General features: G+C 36.8%; 15 protein-coding genes. 9 read left to right on the forward strand and 6 right to left on the reverse strand.

Annotated elements, in window-relative coordinates; translation table 11 throughout:
* The first annotated feature begins 190 nt into the window (after nucleotides 1-190).
* The 3 genes from IPI15_RS13825 to creD all read left to right on the forward strand — a co-directional run bounded on the left by IPI15_RS13825 (nucleotide 191) and on the right by creD (nucleotide 2,551).
* Nucleotides 191-811 carry a hypothetical protein gene (locus tag IPI15_RS13825; protein WP_287403181.1) on the forward strand — a complete coding sequence of 207 codons (621 nt, stop codon included), beginning with the start codon at nucleotides 191-193 and terminating at the stop codon, nucleotides 809-811.
* A gap of 17 nt (nucleotides 812-828) precedes the next feature.
* Nucleotides 829-1,125: a winged helix-turn-helix domain-containing protein gene (locus tag IPI15_RS13830; RefSeq protein WP_287403179.1), complete on the forward strand. Its 297-nt coding sequence runs from the start codon at nucleotides 829-831 to the stop codon at nucleotides 1,123-1,125.
* 67 nt (nucleotides 1,126-1,192) lie between these two features.
* Nucleotides 1,193-2,551 carry a cell envelope integrity protein CreD gene (gene creD / locus IPI15_RS13835; RefSeq protein ID WP_287403177.1) on the forward strand — a complete coding sequence of 453 codons (1,359 nt, stop codon included), beginning with the start codon at nucleotides 1,193-1,195 and terminating at the stop codon, nucleotides 2,549-2,551.
* A gap of 690 nt (nucleotides 2,552-3,241) precedes the next feature.
* Here creD and IPI15_RS13840 read toward each other — a convergent pair.
* The 3 genes from IPI15_RS13840 to IPI15_RS13850 form a co-directional block, all read right to left on the reverse strand.
* Entirely contained in the window at nucleotides 3,242-4,795 is a 1,554-nt protein-coding gene (locus IPI15_RS13840; protein ID WP_287420747.1) for a M1 family metallopeptidase, read from the reverse strand.
* A gap of 97 nt (nucleotides 4,796-4,892) precedes the next feature.
* Nucleotides 4,893-6,341, reverse strand: coding sequence for a T9SS type A sorting domain-containing protein (locus IPI15_RS13845; RefSeq protein ID WP_287403174.1), 1,449 nt, complete (start codon nucleotides 6,339-6,341; stop codon nucleotides 4,893-4,895).
* Nucleotides 6,342-6,436: 95 nt separating this feature from the next.
* Nucleotides 6,437-7,720: an MFS transporter gene (locus IPI15_RS13850; protein ID WP_287403172.1), complete on the reverse strand. Its 1,284-nt coding sequence runs from the start codon at nucleotides 7,718-7,720 to the stop codon at nucleotides 6,437-6,439.
* A gap of 75 nt (nucleotides 7,721-7,795) precedes the next feature.
* On the opposite strand from IPI15_RS13850, the gene IPI15_RS13855 reads away from it, so the two are divergent.
* Nucleotides 7,796-8,512, forward strand: a complete 717-nt coding sequence (locus IPI15_RS13855; protein ID WP_287403171.1) for an FkbM family methyltransferase — start codon at nucleotides 7,796-7,798, stop codon at nucleotides 8,510-8,512.
* Between the two features lie 259 nt (nucleotides 8,513-8,771).
* Here IPI15_RS13855 and IPI15_RS13860 read toward each other — a convergent pair whose 3' ends face one another.
* Nucleotides 8,772-9,923, reverse strand: a complete 1,152-nt coding sequence (locus tag IPI15_RS13860) for a hypothetical protein (RefSeq protein WP_287403168.1) — start codon at nucleotides 9,921-9,923, stop codon at nucleotides 8,772-8,774.
* 55 nt (nucleotides 9,924-9,978) lie between these two features.
* On the opposite strand from IPI15_RS13860, the gene IPI15_RS13865 reads away from it, so the two are divergent.
* The 4 genes from IPI15_RS13865 to IPI15_RS13880 all read left to right on the forward strand — a co-directional run bounded on the left by IPI15_RS13865 (nucleotide 9,979) and on the right by IPI15_RS13880 (nucleotide 12,498).
* Nucleotides 9,979-10,245 carry an SEL1-like repeat protein gene (locus tag IPI15_RS13865; RefSeq protein WP_287420749.1) on the forward strand — a complete coding sequence of 89 codons (267 nt, stop codon included), beginning with the start codon at nucleotides 9,979-9,981 and terminating at the stop codon, nucleotides 10,243-10,245.
* Nucleotides 10,246-10,250: 5 nt separating this feature from the next.
* Entirely contained in the window at nucleotides 10,251-10,556 is a 306-nt protein-coding gene (locus IPI15_RS13870) for an SEL1-like repeat protein (RefSeq protein WP_287420751.1), read from the forward strand.
* 204 nt (nucleotides 10,557-10,760) lie between these two features.
* Entirely contained in the window at nucleotides 10,761-12,290 is a 1,530-nt protein-coding gene (gene gltX, locus IPI15_RS13875; RefSeq protein WP_287420753.1) for a glutamate--tRNA ligase, read from the forward strand.
* Between the two features lie 13 nt (nucleotides 12,291-12,303).
* Nucleotides 12,304-12,498, forward strand: a complete 195-nt coding sequence (locus IPI15_RS13880) for a hypothetical protein (RefSeq protein WP_287403163.1) — start codon at nucleotides 12,304-12,306, stop codon at nucleotides 12,496-12,498.
* A 45-nt stretch (nucleotides 12,499-12,543) separates the two neighbouring features.
* Here the strand turns inward: IPI15_RS13880 and IPI15_RS13885 are convergent, their stop codons facing one another.
* Nucleotides 12,544-12,915, reverse strand: a complete 372-nt coding sequence (locus tag IPI15_RS13885) for a CoA-binding protein (RefSeq protein ID WP_287403161.1) — start codon at nucleotides 12,913-12,915, stop codon at nucleotides 12,544-12,546.
* Between the two features lie 128 nt (nucleotides 12,916-13,043).
* Here IPI15_RS13885 and IPI15_RS13890 point away from each other — a divergent pair, with 128 nt between their 5' ends.
* On the forward strand, nucleotides 13,044-14,171 hold the full coding sequence (locus tag IPI15_RS13890) for a hypothetical protein (RefSeq protein ID WP_287420755.1): 1,128 nt from the start codon (nucleotides 13,044-13,046) through the stop codon (nucleotides 14,169-14,171).
* 312 nt (nucleotides 14,172-14,483) lie between these two features.
* Here IPI15_RS13890 and pepT read toward each other — a convergent pair whose 3' ends face one another.
* Nucleotides 14,484-15,734: a peptidase T gene (pepT, locus tag IPI15_RS13895; RefSeq protein WP_287420757.1), complete on the reverse strand. Its 1,251-nt coding sequence runs from the start codon at nucleotides 15,732-15,734 to the stop codon at nucleotides 14,484-14,486.
* Nucleotides 15,735-15,746: the final 12 nt, after the last annotated feature.

The raw sequence follows: 15,746 nt of genomic DNA on the forward strand, positions 1-15,746 counted from the left end.
GATAAAGAATGGAAAATGCACCAGTTAGCCATTGGAGAGTGCACCAGTTTCCACACAATAATCTTTTTTACTTAACAAGCTAAAGCGCCAAAATGCAAACACGCTAACGCGCACTTTAAAAACTTTTCCTTCAAAAAAAAATACAACTTTAAATATAATTACTTAACTTTGTATCTCAAAGTACTTTTATATGGAAAAGAGTAAATATTTGGAAGACATATCCGAGATTAAAAATATCATGAACCGTTCATCCCGGTTTATTTCTCTGAGTGGTATGTCTGGCATTTTGGCTGGAATGTTTGCCTTGGTTGGAGCTTATCTTGCCTACATGATCGTGTATGAAAGCCCAAATCCAAATGTAATAGGAACCGATATCATCTTATCTACAGAACAGATATTTGACCTTACCATCCTGGGAATTAGTGTGATGATATTGGCGCTGATCAGCGGTGTTCTCTTGAGTATGAGAAAAGCAAAAAAGAATGGGGAAAAGATTTGGGATACTTCTTCACAGAGATTGATCATTAATTTTCTGATACCATTAAGCACAGGTGCTATAGTTTGTTTGATTATGATCCAAAAAGGACTTATTATATATGTCGCTCCACTGACATTGTTATTCTATGGTCTTTCCTGTGTTCATGCAAGTAAATATACAATAGGTGGTGTAAGGTATTTAGGTATTACGATTATTTTGATCGGACTGATAGCTACCTATTTTACGGGATACGGATTATTGTTCTGGGCAATAGGTTTCGGACTATGTCATATCATTTATGGAGCACTCATGTACTTTAAATATGAGGGATAGGTTATCTTGAAAAGCTTATGAAAAATTTAATTCAAAATATAAATAAGGCATTTGACCATCGAATACGGCTTGGTATAATGTCTGTATTAATGGTCAATGAATCAGCCGATTTCAATATGCTCAAGGAAGTATTGGGTGTGACAGATGGCAATCTTGCAAGTCATATCAAGGCATTGGAGGCAGAAAAATATATAAGTGTAGAGAAACAGTTTATAGGAAAAAAGCCAAATACAAAATACGCTGTTACAAAGATTGGCCGAAAGGCATTTCGGGAACACATAGAAGCATTAGAAAAATTAATATCAAATAAATAATCAATTTTTTTTGTACCCATACTTTGAAATACAAAGTTCTTTCAATCTTAAATTAAATTTAATAAACATGGTTAACCAACAATTCAATGATTCTGAAAGAAGAAATCCAATCATTTCATTATTTCAATCGAATACTGCCAAGATCATTATGGTGTGTATGCTTACTCTGGGATTGCTCATCCCTTTGGAATTTGTAAAAGATCTGATCCGTGAGCGGGCAGCTCGCAAACATGACGTGGTACAGGAAGTAAATCAAATGTGGGGTTCAGAAGTAAAGTTTTATGGTCCTGCCTTGAAAATTCCTTACAATTCCTCCCTGATCACGACGGAGATAGATGAGACCACCGGGAAGTCCAGAATATTAAAGCAGATTTCTACAAATTTCTTCTATTTATTTCCTGAGGTACTTAACAATAAGTCAAAGGTAGTGATGAATTACTCATTAAGGAGAGCCATTTATAATCCAATGGTTTTTACAACCAATATGAAGTTTGATGGAAGTTTTTCAAAACCAGATCTCAGCAAACAGAGCATCCTCCCTCGTGAAATCTTATGGAGTGAAGCCTCACTTGTGATTCAGACTACCAATCTCAAAAGTATCAAGAGCGATCTCAGGATAAAAGTGGGAGATAAGACACTTCAACTTGAGTCAAAAGATCTAAGTGATAGCACCTACGGATTGTTGGAGAGTGATAAATTTATCCTGGACCCTAAACAAGGATTTGATTTTGATTTCGATATATCCTTCAATGGCAGCAACAGTATTCAATTTATTCCGGTGGGTAAAAATACGACTGTCAGTATAGACGGAGATTGGCCATCCCCCAGTTTTATGGGTAGTTTTGCAGCCCAGGATGATTCTAAAAAAATCACAGATAAGGGCTTTCATGCAGACTGGAAAGTGTTTGGCATTAATAGACCTTTTGCACAAATTCATAAAAATGCCATGCCACATCTTGATACCTACAATTTTGGCGTCAGACTCATCGATACAGTTGATGAATATCAACAAAACGAGCGCGTTTCGAAATATGGATTCCTTGTGATAGGACTTACCTTTCTTATATTTTTCCTAATCCAGATGGTCAGTAAAGTCTCCATCCATATTTTTCAGTATACCATGATCGGCCTGGCCTTGATTATGTTTTATACCTTATTAATATCCATTACTGAACACTCAAGTTTTTCGATAGCATATATGGTTGCTTCCATAGCCGTAATCACTATGTTGATGTTGTATTCCTATTCGATATTAAAGAGCCGTCGGTTTTCGATCTTCATTGCCTCTTCATTAAGTGCATTATATGTCTTTATATATGTCATTATACAGATGGAAGATTATGCATTATTGGCTGGAAGCGTTGGCTTGTTTGCTATTCTCGGATCTGTGATGTATTTCTCGAGGAAGATAGAATGGAACAGTTAAATAATGAATAATGAATAATGAATAATGAATAATGAGAGCGGGCAGTGTAGCTGGATTTTAGTGTATAGCGATTATTGGGCTTTGCACTTCATTTGGATGAAAGTTGCCAGATGTCGCTATTCATTTTCACACGAGGGATGAAGTCATCTGCTGGTTCAAAGACAGCCGGCGGCTATTATACGGAATATGATAAATGGTGAATGATAAATTATAAATGAGAGTGGGCAGTGGACCAGGATCTTAGCGAGTAGCGATTATTGGGCTGAGTATTTCATTTTGATGGAAGCCGCCAGATGTCACTACTCGTTTTCTCACGAGGGATGAAGTCATCTGCTGGCTCAAAGACAGCTGATGGCTATTGTACGGAATATGATAAATGAAGAATTATAAATGAGAGTGAGCAGTTCAGCTGGTTCATTATTTATAGCGATTATGGAGCATTATACTTCATTTTGGTGGGATACAAGGATGGATAGTATTAGAGTATAATAGTGGATAGTCAGAGCTGGCGGCCTAGTTTTTATTATGTTTTGACCGATTGTTTGGAAGGTAAGAAGAAGTAGGAGAAACTTGTCCAACTCTAATACTTTAATACTCCTATGTCTTTGAGGATTATTATACTTTCATCACGGACAAGGGCAAGCCATATCCCTGCTCCTCTGATTACTGGTAAACACGCATACTGTTATACTATTCTACTAGCTTATACTCACAATAAATATTCTCATCCCAATGATCAAAATCTCCATTGAGACGGAATGAAACAGGCTTATCTGATGCGGTGATCCATTTTCTGTTTCCTTGCTTTGTAACCAAAAGCACAGGCATTTTGAAGTCTGGAATAACCTTCGTCCAAGCCAATGTCATAACATCATCCTGGATGGTATATTGGAGTGTTGGAATGTCTGTATGTCGTAAGTATTGTTCAAATATTGGCTTAAGGTTTAATTTGCTTTCTTTAATCATGTAGGCCTCAAGCTCATCGGATGAAACTGAACTGTGATAATATTTTTTACAAATGTTCTGAAGCATAGCAAAGAATTTCTCATCATCATCCATGATCGTTCTAATGGTGTGGATCAAGCTGGCTCCTTTGTCATATATATCTCCCGGCGCATCGAAATTTACTCCGTATTGGTTGATCAAAGGCTTTTTGTTTGTAATGATCTTTCTTTGACCGATGACATATTTTTCTGCTGCTTCTTTTCCTGAAAGACATTCAGTATAAACTGTTTCCAGGTAAGTCGTAAAACCTTCGTGGATCCAGCTGTCATTAATATCTTTTGAAGTAATGCTATTACCAAACCATTCGTGACCGGACTCATGGACAAGGATAAAATCCCACAATAATCCATATCCGGAATTACTTCGATCTCTGCCTGAATATCCTCTTTTGAATTTATTGCCATAAGCAATCCCACTTTGATGCTCCATGCCCAAAAAAGACGTCTCGATCATCTTATATCCATCTTCATAAAAAGGGTAAGGTCCTATTCTGGATTCGAAGCATTCCAACATTAATTTGATCTCAGGAAATAATTCCATTCCCTTTTCCAGATTATAATCTAAAACATAAAATGACACATCCAAGGGGCCTTTCTTGCCTTCATATATTTCAGCTATTCTTTCATATTGACCGATATTCATTGTTACATTATAATTATTGATCGGTTGGGTCACTCGCCAGTGCCATCTTTTTTTAACTGCATCAACAATAGTACTTGACAATAATCTGCCATTGGACACGACAGTAAGATCCTTAGGCGCCTGAAAAAAAAGATCCACTCCCATATCCGGTTCATCCGACTGGATTTCTTTGCAAGGCCACCAAAGACTCGCTCCATCTCCCTGACAAGCTGTGCCTACATATGGCCTTCCCTTTTCATCCTTATTCCATATTAATCCTCCGTCCCATGGCGGGTTCGAAGCGACTTTAGGGCTACCATTGTATTCAATCATAATTGAATCTATCTTACCTACTTTACCCTCGCTGTTTTTATCTATCCACCAGAATCGGCCTTGCTGTTTAAAAGGAATTATTTTGGCTCCGGAAGTAACTTTTGTGATCAGCATGGGAGCCTGAAGATCTATCATCATCACATGACCATCTCCGATCACTTTATATTTTATTGACACACTCCCAGAAAGCCGTTTGTTATCAATATCTGTCTCGATGTCTATGGTATAATGCTGGAGATCCCACCAATTTCTACCGGCATGATTGGACCCAACTAATGAATCCACGCTTAGTATTGTAATAGGGATTTGGCAATAGGTTGTGAAAGAAAAAAATAAAAAAGAAAGTAAAATGAAGGACTTTAAATTCATAAGAAATGAAACCTTAATATTTAATAAATTTCAGAAAATCATCACCGATCTGTACGAAGTAAACACCAGGATGTAATTGCGTTACTGAATAGGTTTCATTGGAGGAATTAAGTTTGTACTTTTTTCCATTGACATCAAATACTTCAATAGGGCCGGAGAAACGCTCACCCAATTCATTCGTCACACTCAGAATATTATTGGTATTATTTGGATAAACAAGATATCTTTTTCGATCTACCTTTTTCACTGCTACAATCTTAGAGAAGCTAGTTTCGCCACTTTTATCTACCTGAAGTATTCTATAGTAGTTAATACCTCTAATATTTCTTTGGTCTTCAAACGCGTATGTATTTCCGGGATTGCCATTGATATGCACCTTCCCAATATTGATCCAATTTACTTTATCAAGACAAGCATCTATCATAAAGTGATCTACATTTAATTCTGAAGAGGTAACCCATTGCAATAAAACAGAGTTTTTGCGCTCCCATCCGTCAAAAGATATCCACTTTAATGGAAGTGGGATAGACTTATTTTCACTTATATTTATTTCATCTATTCGGACCAATGAACGATCACTCCCTTGCTGAGTTATTGACAAACCGTCATTAGCAATAGCTAAAGATATGGTAAGATCATCTTTGTTCATCATTGCTAAGTCAAGATCTGAATTTATTTGCATAACCACATATATCCAAACTCCCTTTCCAAGTGGAATGCTCAGTTGGCTATTCTGATAAATATTATTGTTGGTCGCATCTCCTGCATCATCGCCAAATAGTGTCCCCCCATAAGTTTCATCTCCGTCGAATCTAAATGCAGCACTGATTGGTTCATAGTAGATTTTGAAAGCCTCATTTGAAATAACATCCCCTTCAGTGGCAGTACCTTTATTTATTATGCGCAATTGGGTAAGCAACTCTGTGCTATTGCCTGCAACAATTTTAAAAGCGCCAACCAGATACTTAGAATTGTCGGCTAATACTGCTTCTGATAGATTGGGATGATATTGAGTTTGAATATCAATAATTTCTGTTACTATTTCATCATAACCTACTTGACTATCAGGCGTTACTACATCTTTACAATCAGTCTTGAATATGCCTGAATACAATTTACTTCCGCTTACTGCATCTGCACCGAAAGATTTTATTGTGATTGGATTGGTCTTCTTGAACAAGCTTTGATCTCCTGAACACTGCCATCCATTTTGATCCATTAATTGTTGATTCAATGCATGCTTGGCACCAGTAGGAGTGATGAGTTTGTGTCTAACAGACAGTGATTTGGTATCGGCGCTTTGATCTCTATTCAGGACTGAAAAAAAGAAAGCATCCTTTTCAATAAATCCATAAGAGCCCAATCCGTCACTGATTTTTTCACTGAAAGAAGGATTCTGAGCATATGCAGATTGCCCAAAACTTGTAGATATTATGACTGAAAAGAATAGAAAACGAAACATATAAAACTAATAAGAATAGTAAAGTTAATGATTAATAGAATGGCAAAAAAATAATTAACTTAATTTTTTGTGTAAATGATTAAGTAGTTAAGCTGTTAAACAGTTGGTGTAATGATAATTTCCTGTTCAGATGGCTTTAAATTGGCTCTGGATAACAATAAGATGCCTGCCACGAAAAATATACCTAAGGCAATAATACTATTACGCATACCGCCTGTGATCATTTCTATAAAACCAAAGCTAAAGGTCCCCACCAGCACCGAAAGCTTATCTACTACATCATAAAAGCTAAAAAAACTCGTGGTTTCTCCTGTGTAAGAATAAATAAGTTTGGAATAAGTCGAGCGGGAAAGACTTTGTATGCCTCCCATCACAAGACCTACGAAAGATGCCAGCACATAAAACTGAAATTTAGTTACCACCAGATAGCCAATCACACAGATCAGAATCCATATTAGTAACATTGTAATTAACGAGAATTTATTTCCTTTCAATTTTGAGAGTCCTGAAAAAAGGAATGCACCACCAATTGCTACTAGTTGTAAGATCAAAATGAGTATGATCAGTTCGGAGGTTTCAAAGCCCAATTGCTTTTCAGCAAATGCCGCTGCTAAAAGCATTATAGTCTGAACTCCTGCGTTGTATGAGAAAAATGCCACTAGATATCTTTTAATGTTGGGCAAATGTCTGAGTTTGTACCATACGTCTCTTAATATCCACATACCCTCTGCTATTTTGGATCTTTTTAATAGCAATCTGTAGCTTCCTGGCAAGTAATAAAGTGGGATAATAGCAAAGCCCATCCACCAGATGCCGACCATAATAAAACTGATCCTCACCGCCATTTGTACTGTGGCAATATGAAAATATGCAGGATTTTGTATCATTGCCAGATTCACCAAAAGCAGAATCACACTCCCGATATATCCCATAGAAAAACCTTTCGCCGAAAGACTGTCAAATTTATCCTCTGTAGTGATCTCCGGCAAAAATGCATTGTAAAAAACATTACTTCCGATGTATCCGATCATAGCTAATATAAATGCAAATATTCCAACTTGTAGATGCACCATTCCATCAAAATAATACAATACCATACAGCTTATAGATCCTAAAGTGGAGAAGATCAGGAGCATCATTTTTTTATTATTAGCAGAATCCGCAAATCCTGATACGAAAGGAGATAGAATAGCCACGAATAAGTAGGCTGCAGAAAGTATATATGCATACAGAGAGCTATTAGACATTGTAATACCGAAAAATGTCACTACATCATCTGTATTTTTAAGAAAATAACTCGGAAAAACCGCCGCGGTAATAACCAATGCGAAAGCTGAATTGGCCCAATCGTAAAATGTCCAAGCAGTAGTTGCTTTCATTTAGTCTTCTTTTTATCTGTTCCGAAGGTAACAAAATTGATATATTTTAATAGAATAATTGTTTATTTGCAACGAATGAAGGAGTTTTTAAAAAAAATAGTAAAGTCTTTTCCAATAGATTTTACTAAAAATCAGATATATGATAGGCAGACAAGACAGGTCATCGCTAAAGTCTGCCGCCATGATAGTAACTGTATCGACGTGGGTTGTCACAAAGGTGAAGTAATGGACATCATCTTTAGATGCGCTCCTGATGGAAAGCATTTTGGCTTCGAACCAATTCCATCGATGTATGAATCATTGAAGAAAAAATATCATGGCACTAACTGCGAGATTATCAACCTGGCATTAAGTGAGCAAAAAGGGACTACATCATTTAACTATGTCATTTCCAATCCGGCCTATAGCGGAATGAAGGAAAGAAAGTATGAAAAAAGCGATGAAGTCATCGAAAAGATTGATGTCAAAACGGATAGGATGGATAATGTAATCCCGATTACTTTGCCAATCTCCCTGATCAAAATCGATGTAGAAGGTGCTGAGTATCAGGTATTAAAAGGCGCTACAGGAATATTGGAGAAACAAAGACCCGTAATTATTTTCGAACATGGATTGGGTGCGTCTGATTTTTATGGAACGACTCCAGCTATGATCTTTGACCTTTTTGATGAGTTTGGTTATAAAATAAGCACGATGAAAAGCTGGTTGGGATCAGGTGGGTCATTTAGCAAAGCAGAGTTTGAGGATCAGTTTAATCGGCAGGTGGATTATTATTTTATTGCATTTCCGTAGGAAGAGAGAAATGATTGTATCACTGAGTTCCACTGAGGTTTTTGATTTTGCAAATGAATTAGAGTAGCGTTTAACTTGGAGATTTTACTTCGATTGGGCATTTTTTGAGGGGCACAAAGTTATTTGACTATCGTCGAATGCATCACAGATAAGTCAGTATTTAGCATTTAGTTCTTATACCTCTGTGCAACTCTGAGTCTTCTCTGCGAAACTCTGTGATATTTAAAATATTACAAACCGACATTTTTACTCATATCATCTACCTAAACAACATATTCAAAAGATCCATATCTTCCTCTTCCTCATCTAACATTGATTCCACACATTCCTTAAGTGTTTCTTTGACGAGCGACTTATCTTCAAGGTCACCTTGCCATTCTATGAGAATTTGACGATTGCTTTTAATTTGGCCTGCTTCATTCGTCATTACAGAATTAATATATTTTGGATTCATTCTTTGGTATCTCAGGATCGGGGCATACCTTGGGTGACTTGATATAGAGTAGGCCTCTGCCTCCAACTCCCTTACCTGATCATTTAACAGCATTGAATAGGCTTTGAGCGTTTCGTCCGGAATGGAGTCAAGTGATGAAGTCTGCAGGCTGATCCACTGAACTTCAAGTCTTAGAAGACCGGCAAGATCTTTGGATTCGTATGCAGTAGTAGCTAACTTCATATATTCTTCCTGCTGATGCTTTAATGTTTCATCAGTTTCCTTATCAGGATGCAGAATTTTAGCAAGAGATAGATAAATGCTTCTGAGACTTTTACCTTTTAGCTTCTGTTTTTCTTCTTCAAGCGCTTCTTTTTCAATTTGTTTTTTGGATTTTTTTCGACTTTTTTTATTCTGTTCATTAAATTGAGTAAAGCTGTCCCTCATTTTCTCAAAATCAGGATTTTCATTCTTTAGATCTTCCGGGTCAAATTTAAATCCTGTGGATTCGTAGAAAAATTTACTAAACATTTCTGCCATTTCTTCTTTCTCTTCCTGCAAATCTTCCTCATAAGTCCGCCCATTGTATTTTTTGTATAAGTTATTTAACTCTTCATTGGGTTCGGATTGACCTATGACTTCATCCAGGATTTGAATCATTAATTGCTCAACCTGATTGGTCAGTTTCTTGGGTAACTTAATAAATGCTAACTTTGCATCAATTTCTTTAGCCAAATTTAATTTTTCAACTATCAATAGCTTTTGTTCAGGAACAACTATACTGACATAAAGACTCAGAAATTCGTCCAGTTTTTGAGTGTCAGATTGAATTTGGGATTTCAATTTCTGAATCCTTGCATTCAATTTATTGAACTTGATTTGCTCTCTTGAAAGTATTGATTGATTATCTGAAACTTTTATTTCCAGATTAATTACAGGATCAATTTTTGCCTGAACATTGGTTTTTTTCTTGGACATAGAGATTAAAGCATTAGATTTGACTTAAGGATCAAAAATATATTAAGTTCTGAATATGATAGATAAAAAAAGTTGGAAGGTTATTTTAGACATGGCCAAAGCCGGCGACCCTACTGCTATGGTTGAAGCCGGAGATTATTTTGCTGATGGTTATGAAGACACCACAGAAGGTATAATTGTGAAGCAAGATGAAAAGAAAGCTTTTAAAATGTATTACAATGCCGCAGCGCTTATGGATACTGAAGGTATTTCCAGAATGGCACTTTGTCTATCTGAAGGTATTGGCTGTAAGCAAGACATAGAAGGCGCTATCGTGGTATAATTGCTATGCAACTGGATCATGCTGATTATTCATTCAAAGTCGGTCTGTGTTATTATTATGGTATAGGCACTGATGTCAATAAGGAGAAGGCACTAAAACATTTCAAAAAAGTAGCTAAGGACAAGAACAAATTTCACACTCCATATGAGATAGATGAGTCCAATCTTTACCTGGGCTTTATATATCTGGAAGGAGAGGTAGCTAAACGTTCATTAAAAAAAGCAAAAAAGTATTTTGAACGGGCCAATGAAGTTAATGAGCATGAGACTGCAAGGGAGATGTTGCTGCTGCTTGGGGAGTTGGATGGGTGATGATTAATTGGTAATGGGTAATAGGTAATGAGTAATGGGTAATAGGTAATGGGTAATGGGTAATGGATGATAAGTAAACAAAACGTCAGTTTCAAAAACTTATTCTGATTTCTAATTTCTAATTTCTATTTTCTGAGCTCTGACATCTGACATCTATTTTCTATTTTTCCTTTACTTTTGTTTTTTTTAATTAATAAGTAAATAATGTCTGTAAGAGTAAGATTTGCACCTAGCCCAACCGGTGCACTACATATAGGTGGTGTGAGAACTGCGCTTTATAACTATTTATTTGCCAAAAGGCATCATGGCAAATTCATTCTGAGAATAGAAGATACTGACCAAAACAGATTGGTTGAAGGGGCTGAAGATTATATTAAAAATTCACTCAAGTGGGTTGGATTGATGCCTGATGAGGGTCCGGAAATCGGCGGAGAATGTGGGCCTTATCGCCAAAGTGAAAGACTCGATATTTATAAAAAATATGCAGATGCATTAGTCGAATCCGGCAAAGCTTATTTGGCATTTGACACCCAGGAAGCGTTGGAATCGGCCAGGACAAAAGCAGAAGCAGCCGGTGGAGCATTTCTCTACAGCGCCGCCAATCGGCTTTCAATGAGAAATAGTCTGGCTATGGACAAAGACACATTGGACAAAGAAATATCTTACGGCACTCCTTATACCATCAGGTTAAAAGTGGAAGCGGATCAGGAAGTTTCCTTTTTTGATGCCATACGAGGGGATGTTTCGTTTCAGTCCAACGGATTGGATGATAAGGTACTTATGAAAGCGGATGGATTTCCTACTTATCATCTTGCGAATATCATAGATGATCACCTAATGAAGATCACCCATGTAATTAGAGGCGAGGAATGGTTGCCGAGCACAGCTCATCATATTTTGCTTTATAAGGCATTTGGATGGGAAGATACAATGCCGTTGTTCTCACATTTGCCTTTGATTTTAAAACCAAGTGGTAAAGGTAAATTAAGTAAAAGAGACGGCGATAAATTAGGTATTCCTGTATTTCCATTGTCATGGGAAAGGGATGGAGAAGAAACATTGAACGGTTTCAGAGAGGCAGGTTTTATGCCTGGTGCAGTACTTAATTTCCTTGCATTATTGGGATGGAATCCCGGTACTGAGCAGGAAATTATGACTTTGGAAGAATTGATTGATCTTTTTTCTTTGGAAAAAATCGGCAAATCAGGCAGTCGCTTCGACTTTGATAAGGCAAAATGGTTCAATCATCAGTATATCATGAATGCATCGGCTGAGGAGCTGTTTTATATGGCAGGTGGTGAATTTGTAAAGGCCGGACTTTCATTTGATGAACACAAGATGCTTCAGGTTATTGACTTTGTAAAAGAAAGAGTGACTAATACAAATGAGTTTCTACCAATGACGCATTATTTCTTTGAGGAAGTAAGTGAGTTTGAAATGGAACCAATTCTCAAGAAGTGGAATTTACAAAGTGCAGAAGTTTTCAGCACTATTATTGGCTTGCTTTCGGCTATGCCACAATTCGACGCTTCAAGTATAGAAAGTGTTATCAAAGAAGAAATCGCAAGAAGTGGGATAAGTTTTGGAGCAGTATTTCCTGCTTTAAGAGTTGCTTTGACAGGAGGCACAAAAGGACCGGATCTTTTCCGAACGATTGAATTGATAGGGCAGGAAGAAGTAGTTTCAAGATTGGAGAAAGGCCTGCAAATGTATGAATTGAATAAAATTTCCTAAATCAGATCGAATAATGAACAAGAAAAAAAACGAAAATTCTGAACATAAATCACTTGAAGAATTTGACATTCACATCAATGAATTTGGTGAAATAAAACACGGTTTTGACATAGATAAGGTCAACGAATTTTTAAATCAAAATACGACAGATTGGCGAATTCAGGCTGAGAAAGGCCGGAAGGATGTCAAGTTTGAAGAAGAAGAATAGGAATCAGAGGCTAGAATCAAGACTCTAGAATCTAGAATCTAATATTTAGAAATTACCAATCGAAAGCATGACCAAAGTGCATGCTTGAATAGTTTCAATTCCGGCATCCTTTAAAGTACGCTCCGTATCAATGTCTTCTGTCCCCGGATTGAAAATAGCACGCTTGGGTTTCAAGGAAAGCATTAATGGTATCCAATCGTGTATGTGCGCTGGGCCTACATATAAGGTGACCGTGTGTATATCTTCTTCCAGGCGCTTATCTCCTATGATCTCCATGCCGTTTACTTCTCCATCCTTTAGGCCATAGCCTACCACAGGATAACCATATGCCTTAAGTTTATTCATAGCCAAGTAGGAATATCTGGCCGGATTCGTAGATGCACCAATGACGGCACATTTAAATTTATTTGCTTCCATATGCTTGTTTAACTTGAAATTTTAAATAAAGTTTATGATTTGGATGCCGAGGATAAATTGGAAATTAAGATGAGATAGGCTACATTTACTCAACAATATTGCAAAATTAATTAGTGAATTTTTATGAAATGAAATACATACTTTTTATACTATCCTTTTTTTGTTTTAATTTAATTCATGCCGGAAATCTTATCGAATCTTCTAGAGGAAATGTCGATTCTATTTTATGTGATTCTTTATCAAAACAAAAGGCAGATATCCTTGCTAGACAAATTATAGAAAAGGATTACAGCGCAGCTGGCATGACTATTGATGAATGGAAACAATTATGTCCAAATTCCGAAATTATTGCGCGTTCAGAAATAATTTATAATTTAATTGCAGATAGAAATGTGGATCAATTGATTGAAAACTATTTCGGAGATGATCTTCATTTTGTATATAAAAATCGTATGGAGAATGCTGCTGCCGATGAATACCAATATATTTCAAGAGATTACAGGACCTACTATAATTATGTGCCGCTAAGACATCAATTGGATAGTGCTTTGATGCTTGCAGCAAAAGAATTATTAATTAAAAAAAAGCTAAATAATGATGAAAAGTTAATTTGTATTTTATTCTCAGGAGAAGTAAATTCATTTGAAAAGGAAAATAAAAAATCTAATTATCGCGGTAGTTTTATACAGGAATTTAGCAACAATGACAGAAGATATTTTTCAAGAGAAAGCTTTTGTGGCCATGTGTATGTAGGCAGTTATACCCCATTTAATGAAAGTAAAGGATTTGGTACCAACCCTTATTTTGGTATTTCTTTTGCAAGCCCTTTAAAATACAAGATTCAAGGGGAGATATACATGAAGTTTCGGTTAAATATTAATGATGAAAACTTTGATTATTACGCCCTCGGAATAATTAATGATGTTAATTCAAAATTAGGGTTTTCGATAGGACTAGCCGGAGGTTATAAGATATTTGAAAATGAAAATTTAATCATTATACCAAAAATAGCACTTGGATATGAATCGATCAGTACCGGCCTGAGAGAGTATGATGAAGAATCGGAAGAAACTTTTTTTCATAATGTAGAAACACTTCATTCCTCCATTGGACTTTCAGTTCTAAAACCCATATTCAGAAGAAATTACATCGGGATGGAAGTCAATTATCATTATTGCCCATATGGATTCGATGATGACCTGATCTCCAAATTTGACAATAGTGCGTATAGCTTTGAAATATTCTTTAGGTTTTAGAAGAGTTAATTAATGCATCAATTGAAATTGCTGTAGTGTGCTAAGTAAAATTCTATATGATGAGCATCAAAATTGCAGGACTATAACATAATAAAACTTGAACTGTAAGGACAGGTTGCGACCTATCCCTACAGTTCTAATTTTATTATTCGGGAAACATATTTCGAATTTATTTTTTAGAAGGGCTAAGATCTTTTGTGAGTTTTATCTTAAAGAAGCAAATCTAACTATTTAAAGGATTGCAGCCTATTGCCTAAACACTTTAAAAACAAAAGTATTTTTATTTACGCAACAAACCAACGCGCCAAAGTGCTAACTTTTCTCCTCCCATATCATCGCCAGATGCACGATAGTGTCTACCGCTCTTTCCATATCTTGTACACTCACCCATTCCTGCTTACTGTGAAATGCATGTTCCCCTGCGAATATATTCGGGCAAGGAAGCCCCATAAATGACAGTCTGGAACCATCTGTTCCGCCTCTAATTGAAGTTCTAATTGGAGTAACGCCCGCTCTGGTAACAGCTTCCATGGCATAGTCTACCACTTGGGGAAATTCATCGAGTTTTTCTTTCATGTTGCGATATTGCTCCTTGAAGATCACTTCAAGTTTGCTATTGGGAAAGTCTTTATTTACCCGCACACAAATAGCCTCCAGGATATCTTCGAGACGATCCATTTCTTCTCGTGTAAATGAACGCAGAATAAACGATAACTCAGCATTTTCAAGATTTCCTTTGACTGCCGTTGGGTGTATAAATGGTTGTTTACCATCAGTTGTTTCAGGACTTAGCGTATGAATAGGCAGGGCTTGAAGTATAGCCTGCTGGATCTTAATGGCATTTTCCATCTTGCCTTTGGCAAATCCGGGATGTGCTGAAACTCCTGTGATATTTATGACAGCCGACTTCGCATTGAAGTTTTCATCTTCTACATGACCAAGTGTTTCGCCATCCATCGTATAACCAAACTTAGCACCAAGTTTTTTCATATCGACTTTATCTACTCCACGTCCGATCTCTTCGTCCGGAGTGAATAGAATCCTGATGTCTCCATGCTTTATTTCAGGATGATTGATTAGTTGATATACTGCATCCATGATCTCAGCCAATCCGGCTTTGTTGTCAGCACCTAATAGTGTGTCTCCACTGGCAGTTATTATATCATTGCCGATCTGGTCAGCCAATGCAGGATGATCTGCTACCGTCAGTACTTGCGCTGGGTCGAGTGGTAATACTATTTTATCACCTGCATAAGATTTGTGAACAATTGGTTTTACATTTTCGCCTGAACAATCAGGGCTTGTGTCCATGTGTGAACAGAAACAAATGACAGGCACTTCCTTGTCAGAATTTGAAGGAAGCGTGGCATACACATAACAATGCTCATCCATATGTGCATCAGAGATACCCATATCGAGCAACTCCTGAACGAGGATTTTTCCAAGGTTTTTCTGTTTTTCCGTGCTTGGTGTAGTCGGACTTGTCGGATCTGATTGTGTGTCTATGGTAACGTAATGCAAAAATCTTTCTGCTGCCGTATATTTAAATGGAGGAAAGTTCATGATAAATTTGAT

Source organism: Candidatus Brachybacter algidus, from assembly GCF_016707225.1.
Lineage (GTDB): Bacteria > Bacteroidota > Bacteroidia > Chitinophagales > Saprospiraceae > Parvibacillus > Parvibacillus algidus.

Coding starts and splice junctions, on each gene's coding strand:
- IPI15_RS13850 (WP_287403172.1), bottom strand. CDS start 7,720: ATGAAAGCAACTACTGCTTGGACATTTTACGATTGGGCCAATTCAGCT.
- IPI15_RS13825 (WP_287403181.1), top strand. CDS start 191: ATGGAAAAGAGTAAATATTTGGAAGACATATCCGAGATTAAAAATATC.
- IPI15_RS13865 (WP_287420749.1), top strand. CDS start 9,979: ATGATAGATAAAAAAAGTTGGAAGGTTATTTTAGACATGGCCAAAGCC.
- IPI15_RS13860 (WP_287403168.1), bottom strand. CDS start 9,923: ATGTCCAAGAAAAAAACCAATGTTCAGGCAAAAATTGATCCTGTAATT.
- IPI15_RS13855 (WP_287403171.1), top strand. CDS start 7,796: ATGAAGGAGTTTTTAAAAAAAATAGTAAAGTCTTTTCCAATAGATTTT.
- IPI15_RS13830 (WP_287403179.1), top strand. CDS start 829: ATGAAAAATTTAATTCAAAATATAAATAAGGCATTTGACCATCGAATA.
- IPI15_RS13880 (WP_287403163.1), top strand. CDS start 12,304: ATGAACAAGAAAAAAAACGAAAATTCTGAACATAAATCACTTGAAGAA.
- IPI15_RS13870 (WP_287420751.1), top strand. CDS start 10,251: ATGCAACTGGATCATGCTGATTATTCATTCAAAGTCGGTCTGTGTTAT.
- pepT (WP_287420757.1), bottom strand. CDS start 15,734: ATGAACTTTCCTCCATTTAAATATACGGCAGCAGAAAGATTTTTGCAT.
- IPI15_RS13845 (WP_287403174.1), bottom strand. CDS start 6,341: ATGTTTCGTTTTCTATTCTTTTCAGTCATAATATCTACAAGTTTTGGG.
- creD (WP_287403177.1), top strand. CDS start 1,193: ATGGTTAACCAACAATTCAATGATTCTGAAAGAAGAAATCCAATCATT.
- IPI15_RS13890 (WP_287420755.1), top strand. CDS start 13,044: ATGAAATACATACTTTTTATACTATCCTTTTTTTGTTTTAATTTAATT.
- gltX (WP_287420753.1), top strand. CDS start 10,761: ATGTCTGTAAGAGTAAGATTTGCACCTAGCCCAACCGGTGCACTACAT.
- IPI15_RS13885 (WP_287403161.1), bottom strand. CDS start 12,915: ATGGAAGCAAATAAATTTAAATGTGCCGTCATTGGTGCATCTACGAAT.